This is a genomic window from Planktothrix serta PCC 8927, assembly GCF_900010725.2.
Taxonomy (GTDB): domain Bacteria; phylum Cyanobacteriota; class Cyanobacteriia; order Cyanobacteriales; family Microcoleaceae; genus Planktothrix; species Planktothrix serta.
In genome coordinates this window covers 158448-165604 of the sequence record NZ_LR734876.1, presented here as the reverse complement: position 1 = coordinate 165604, position 7157 = coordinate 158448, and the positions used below count along the sequence as shown (strand labels likewise).

The 7157-nt window shown below is 42.1% G+C and carries 5 protein-coding genes; 4 read left to right on the top strand and 1 reads right to left on the bottom strand.

Annotated elements, in window-relative coordinates; all coding sequences use genetic code 11:
* Nucleotides 1-106: 106 nt before the first annotated feature.
* Entirely contained in the window at nucleotides 107-1234 is a 1128-nt protein-coding gene (locus PL8927_RS16635; protein ID WP_231506043.1) for an RNA-guided endonuclease InsQ/TnpB family protein, read from the bottom strand.
* Nucleotides 1235-1772: 538 nt separating this feature from the next.
* On the opposite strand from PL8927_RS16635, the gene PL8927_RS16630 reads away from it, so the two are divergent.
* The 4 genes from PL8927_RS16630 (at nucleotide 1773) to PL8927_RS16615 (ending at nucleotide 7146) form a co-directional block, all read left to right on the top strand.
* On the top strand, nucleotides 1773-4514 hold the full coding sequence (locus PL8927_RS16630; RefSeq protein ID WP_083623714.1) for a phycobilisome rod-core linker polypeptide: 2742 nt from the start codon (nucleotides 1773-1775) through the stop codon (nucleotides 4512-4514).
* 247 nt (nucleotides 4515-4761) lie between these two features.
* On the top strand, nucleotides 4762-5292 hold the full coding sequence (locus tag PL8927_RS16625; protein WP_083623712.1) for an EF-hand domain-containing protein: 531 nt from the start codon (nucleotides 4762-4764) through the stop codon (nucleotides 5290-5292).
* Between the two features lie 195 nt (nucleotides 5293-5487).
* Nucleotides 5488-6021, top strand: coding sequence for an EF-hand domain-containing protein (locus PL8927_RS16620; RefSeq protein ID WP_197047449.1), 534 nt, complete (start codon nucleotides 5488-5490; stop codon nucleotides 6019-6021).
* A gap of 165 nt (nucleotides 6022-6186) precedes the next feature.
* Nucleotides 6187-7146: a DUF6208 family protein gene (locus PL8927_RS16615; RefSeq protein ID WP_083623707.1), complete on the top strand. Its 960-nt coding sequence runs from the start codon at nucleotides 6187-6189 to the stop codon at nucleotides 7144-7146.
* Nucleotides 7147-7157 lie beyond the last annotated feature (11 nt).

Genomic DNA, 7157 nt, shown 5'->3' with positions numbered 1-7157 from the left:
CTACCCACACTTCTCTACGAGTAAGTGTGGGCTTCTAGCATCAACGGGGATAGCATCAGAAGAAACAGAAGTTTTTTCTGATGACTGACATCACCTCAGACTAGCACTATCGCGCTTTTCCCAACGATAAAATCCGCAAGGCTTCAGTTTTGATATTGATTGCAGCGTTAATATCACGGTCATGGATTGTTTGGCAATGTTCGATCGGCCAACTTCTAATATCAAGAGGTAAACTACCCACTTGATTTAGACAGACGTTACAAGTTTTAGAAGACGGGAAAAACCGATCAATTTCGATATAGGTTTTCCCTTCTTTTTCGGCTTTGTACTTGAGCATTGTACCGAACATCCCCCATCCGCAATCGCTAATTGCCTTGGATAACTTATGGTTTTTAACCATATTTTTAACCCCTAGATCTTCTACAGCAATCACTTGGTTTTCGTTAACTATCTTGCGGGATAGTTTGTGTAGAAAATCTTCTCGGCAACGAGCAATCTTAGCGTGGACTTTAGCAACTTTTAATCGCGCCTTTTGTCTACTGTTACTTCCACTTCGACTACGCTCAGTGCCAGCTTTTTGTTTGCGAGATAATTTTTGTTGTTTTCGTTTTAAATTCCGTTGGTGCTTGGCAAAGTGTTTGGGGTTACTATATTTATCTCCATCGCTGGTGATTGCCAAGTGGGTTAACCCCAGGTCAATTCCAATGGCTTTCCCGTTAATTGACGAATTAGGTGTTTCTTTCCTGTCATCAACTAAAACGGATGCGTAATATTTCCCATCAGAATTCTTTGAGATGGTAACGGTTTTAATTATTCCCTCAATTTCTCGATGGCGACGACAATAAACTAACCCCACTTTACCGGGTAACTTCAGGTAATCCCCTTCAAATTTAACGCTTTGGGGATAACTAATTGATTGTCTACCGTGTTTGGATTTGAATTGAGGTAATCTTGCCCGTTTCTCAAAGAAGTTCTTGTAAGCGGTAGATAAGTTAAGAGCGACAACTTGTAAACATTGGGAATAAGCATCTTTTAGCCAAGGATATTCCTTTTTGAGTTGAGGTAACAATGTTTGAATTAATTTTCTTGATAATCCTTTTCCCGTTTGTTGATATGTTTCTTGACATAAGTTTAGGGCATAATTCCAATACCAACGGCAACAGCCAAAGCTTTTGGCTAAGGAAATCTGCTGTTCAAGCGTTGGATAGATTCGGAATTTATACCCTTGAAACATTGTTGCTTTCAAAACTCTTAGATATACTCTAACACATTATTGTTAACTTTGTCGGGATTAGGACATACAAAATTAACTTGGGGGAGTCCATGTAACCCACGCTGATTTGGTGGTTATTTTTTCGTTTTGTGAAATTCAGCGTGGGACTTATCGCTCCCCCAAACCCCTTCGTCAGTTAAGCAGGGATTGCTGTACAGTAGATTAAGAGGGAATTGGGAGAGAGGGAACAAGGTCTTGGCTGTTGAGCGTTAACCGACAACCGACAACCGACAGCTTAATAAAACTTATTCTTTTTTCTCAGATAACTTCACCCAAGTCTATACAATAATTGTCGGTACGATTTTTTATAAATGTCTGGTAATCAGCCAAAATCATTTTAATCTGAAAGATTAAACTGGCAACAACTCAAGCAACAGAAGTGGTTGGAAGGCACTCTTACCATTCAGCCAAAACTAATTTCGTTTATTGTTTGAGAACAGTACCATACTTCAGGTTCCATACTGTAATAACGATTCAGATAGGGAGCGACAGAGATCGAATGAGTGTAAAGGCAAGTGGTGGAAGCTCAGTTGCGCGTCCGCAACTCTATCAAACCGTACCCGTTGCAACCATTTCCCAAGCGGAGCAACAAGATCGCTTTTTGGGCAGAAGCGAATTAAGTGAACTGGCAACCTATTTCAGTTCCGGGGCGAAACGTCTAGAGATTGCTCAAATTCTGACACAAAATGCAGAATTGATCGTCTCTCGTGCAGCTAATCGGATTTTCACCGGAGGTTCACCTCTGGCGTTCTTGGAAAAGCCTAGCGAAATTCCAACGATGGCAATGGCCAGCGTTGGTGGCGGTAGCAGTAACCTCACCCAAGATATGAAACTGGGAACCATTTCCTATGTGAGTAGCTCAGGTGCCAGTCTGTTAGGTGGCTTAAAATCAATTTTTGCCGACAACGGAGGCGGGCCAGCCGTATTTTTACCTCCTGGGTTCCAGCCGATTAACGTTTCTCGTTATGGCCCTGGAAATATGACTAAATCCCTCCGGGATTTAAGCTGGTTCTTGCGTTATACGACCTACGCGATTGTCGCTGGCGATCCGACTCTGATTGCGGTTAACGTGCGGGGATTACGGGAAATCATTGAAAATGCCTGTTCCAGCGCGGCGACTTTAGTAGCCCTCCAAGAAATGCGTCGAGCAGCTTTGGGCTATTTGAAAGACGATAAAGAAGCTCAAGAAATTGCCCTGCAATACTTCAATGTGTTAATCACTGAATTTGAAGCGGCAACTCCTGGGACTAAAGTGCGGCAACGTCCTAGCAGTGACCAGCAAGGGTTACAACTGCCTCAAATTTACTTCAACGCAGCCGAGCGGCGTCAGAAGTTCGTGATGAAACCCGGACTGTCTTCGGCGGAAAAACAAGATGTGGTGAAAGCCGCCTATCGCCAAGTGTTTGAACGGGATATTACCCGTGCTTATAGCTTGGGAGTTTCCGACTTAGAATCCAAAGTAAAAAACAGCGAAATCTCTACTAAAGAGTTCATTCGCCGTTTAGGGAAATCTCCGTTATACCGTTCACAGTTCTATCAACCCTTTGTCAATAGTCGGGTGGTGGAACTGGCAGCCCGTCACTTCTTAGGTCGGGGTTTAAGTTCTCCTGAAGAATTTAGCAAATATTTCTCGATTGTGTCCAAAGGAGGCTTAGGCGCCTTAGTGGATGCGATGGTGGATTCTCAAGAATATTCTGATTATTTTGGGGAAGAAACCGTTCCCTATTTGCGCGGTTTGGGTCAAGAAGCCCAAGAATGTCGCAACTGGGGGCCACAAATTGACCTGTTTAACTACAGTGCTCCTTTCCGCAAAGTGCCCCAGTTTGTAACGCTGTTCGCAGATTACAAACAACCTCTGCGGGATCAACACGTTTACGGGACGGGGAATGATCCTCTGGAAATCCAGTTCGGTGCGATTTTCCCGAAAGAAACCCAAAATCCTAGTAACCGTCCGGCTCCCTTTGGGAAGGATACCCGTCGGATTCTGATCCGTAATGGCGCGGGAATTGATAACCAGTTAAGCAACCCTGCCGCCCGGGCTGAAAATCCCGGTTCTCTGGGGCCAAAGGTGTTCAAACTGGATCAACTGCCTGGGGGTTATATTAGCAGTCGGTTCAAGCGCAGTGGTAGCAGCAAAGGAACCAGTGTTAATTACTCCGAAACATCTACCCAAGCGTTGATTCGGGCAGCTTATCGGCAAGTGTTTGGTCGGGAACTCTATGACGGTCAACGCCAAACCGTTGCTGAAATCAAACTCGAAAACGGGGATATTACCGTCCGTGAGTTTATTCGCATTTTGGCGAAGTCTGATGTCTTCCGCAAGATGTATTGGACATCGCTGTATGTGTGTAAAGCGATCGAATATATCCATCGCCGTCTGTTAGGTCGTCCGACCTACGGTCGTCAGGAAATGAACAGCTACTTCGATCTTTGCTCCAAAAAAGGCTTCTATGCTTTGGTGGATGCCTTGCTCGATAGTCAGGAATACAACGAAGCCTTTGGGGAAGATACGGTTCCTTATGAACGGTATTTGACTCCGGGTGGTGTGTCTCTGCGGACAGGTCGCGTTGCTGCCTTTGCTGAGAAAAAACCGGTGGGGACAGAAGTTATTACTCCTCGGTTTATCGAACTGGGTACTCCTGAAATTAAGGGTGAGATTGAGTTAGATAACCGTATTGCTCAAGGCGTTAGTAAGCGGCGTGAACAAAGCAAAGTGTTCAAGCTGACGACTACGACCGATAAAGTGGCGCTGAAGACTTTAATTCAAGCGGTTTATCGTCAAATCTTTGAGCGCAATATTGATCCCTATGTAACCAAGAATGAGTTTACCGCTCTCGAAAGTAAACTGGGGAACAATGAAATTAACCTCAAAGAGTTCGTTGAGGCGTTAGGAAGCACTTCTCTGTATATCAAGGAGTTCTATACCCCCTATCCCAATACGAAGGTGATTGAGTTGGGAACCAAGCATTTCTTGGGTCGCGCCCCTCTGAACCAATCGGAAATTCGGGTGTATAACCAAATCCTGGCGACCGATGGGTTGAAAGGGTTTATTAACGCGATGGTGAACAGTGTGGAATATGCTCAACTGTTCGGGGAAGATACCGTTCCCTATCGTCGTTATCCCACCTTACCTGCGGCGAATTTCCCCAATACCGAACGCTTGTATAACCAATTAACCAAGCAAAACGATGAGTTAGTGGTTCCTAGTTTTGAACCTGTGGCGGCGACTGACCGCAGCTAACGAAAACGAGTTTTCAGGAATCACCTGAAAATTTTATTAATTTGATCCCTCTGTATTATTACGGAGGGATTTTTATGGCAGCAAAGAGCTTGAAAACTCAAAAAAATCATTTTTTTAATCAAGTATTAACCAAATGCAACATTAATAAATGTAACGAATTAAACAGTTTTGCTCAATACATGAAAGAATCAGGTCAGTCTAAAATCAGGCTCTAAAAATCTTTCCCATCAATATAAGGACACAAATTATGGCTTTGACAGAACTACAAAAGCGTAAGTTTAAAGTGGCTTTTGACTCTCAGGACAATGATGGCAGTGGCGTATTAACTCAAAAAGACTTTGATGCTTTGAGAGCCAAGATGCAAGCAGTTTTTCCTGTAACTAAAAAACTGAAAGCACTGTTAGAAAATCAGTGGAATGCATTACAGTCCAGCATTGACAGTAATAAAGACGGGAATGTAACCATCGAAGAATGGTACGAATATCTTGACGGCATAGTCCATGACGAGAAGAGGTTTGAGGATTATATACAGCAAACAGCAGACTCACTTCTGGAGTGCCTGGATACTAGCAAGGACAAGACTATCAGTAAGGCAGAGTACCTCAAGTTCTCCCGGGCTGTGGGCGTAGAAGCAGGTGATGCCAATGCTGCATTTGAACAGCTTGATAAATCAGGTGATGGGTCGATCTCAATCGATGAATTGAAGGAAAATATCAAAGATTTTTATTTGACCGAAGACGAGAATGCTCCTGGTAACTGGCTTTTTGGCAAATTCTAAATAGTGACTCGGCAATTCAGAAAAAGGCTGCAATGGCTCTATTTTTGAGCTTGTGCTACCTAAAAAACGGGGGTAAAAACAGAAAGCAGAGGGTATGTGGAACTTTATCTTCCTATCGGCTTTTTGTTTACCCGTTTTGGCAATAGCAAGCTCCCAGTGAAAAAATATTTACCCTCGATGCAAGGACACTTAACTATGGCTTTAACAGAACTACAAAAGCGTAAGTTTAAAGCGGCTTTTGACTCTCAGGATCTTGATGGCAGTGGAGTATTAACGAATAGAGACTTTGATGGTTTTCTCGCCCAGATACAACGAGGTATTCCTGTAAGTGGCCGACTAATATCAAGCTTACACTCACAGTGGTACGAAATACAGTCCAAAGCAGATCTTAATGGAGACGGGGAAGTAACCCTCGAAGAATGGTATCAATATCTTGACGACGTGATCCATGACGAGTCTCGGTTTTACCGACAGATAATGAAAACAATACAAACACTTTTGAACTCCCTAGATACTGATGAGGACAAGAACATCACTAAGCAAGAGTATGTAATCTTTTCCAGGTCTGTAGGTGTAGGAATAGGTGATGCACTCACTGCATTTGAAAAGCTTGATAGTAATGGTAATGGCAGTATCTCCATCGATGAACTGATAGGACATATCGAACACTTCTATTTGAACGAAGACGATGAAAATGCTCCGAGTAACTGGCTATTTGGCAAATTCTAAGCGGGGACTCAGCTACTGCAAGAAGGGCAAAAATTGATCTCCGTTTGAGCTTGGTGCCTGAAAAAAAGGGTGAAAGTTGAAAGCAGGGAGCTTGTTAAACTTTACCCTTTTATCTGCTTTCCGTTCACATTTTTTGGCAATATAACGCTATGGAATTATTAATTAATGACCAAGAGCGAAAAAATTACAAATAGAAGATTATTGGGGGAAATTCCAGCAGCTTTTTTATCTTTTATATTTTTCAAAGCTTTTAGGTTATTGCTACGCACTCTTGCTCATATCAATGCCAGTCTTAACAAAAAAACAGTCTTTAGATGGCTAGTATACTCTGATGAACTCCTCAGAAAACCTCTAATATTACCAGCGATTTTAGTGACTGGCCCCCGGTGGAATCCTCATGCAATTGCTGCTGGTCTTGGCCCTTTTGAGGTGAAAGAATCCTTAGCTATAGAGGTCAAATCCTGTATCACTTCAGCCCAATCATGGAGTATAGGAATCTATACATTTCCTCAAGCCGCATCGATTCAACATATACCCTCTCATGATTTAAACGTTAAGGAAGAATGGACTCAATTAAAACTTAACCCCGGCAAATATACTTTAGGTTTAAGATACTATCATTGGTCGGAGCCTATTAATTTACCAGCTATCAAAATAGATGAAAATAAAGTAACTGAGACTCAATCCGTTACTATTGATGATGTTAATAATTATCTGGCAAATTTAACCAAACGCGATCATATTTTTTATCGATGTCTGAATTATTATATATTCACTCTACTGATTTGCCAAAAATGGCTACCCAAAGAATGGGTTAGGAAAGAATATTTACCAGTTGGCGACACAAATAACGAGTTTTTCTATGGAGTAGTTTATAAAAATTATTCTTTTTGTGTGGAAATTAAGATAATATTACTTAATAACTATAATATCTACTTAACGGTATATAATCGTTCCAGTTTACCTGTGATTTGGTGTGAAATTCAGGAAGAAAAATATATAATTCCTATCGTAAAACAAGATGGTTTTTACTTAGTTCGGATTCGTCCTAAACTAGATTTTATAAGCGATCCTTTCCAGTCTGACTGGATGAGTGTAAAACTTGTACCAGCAGTCAAGGGTTGAGTGAAAGAGGG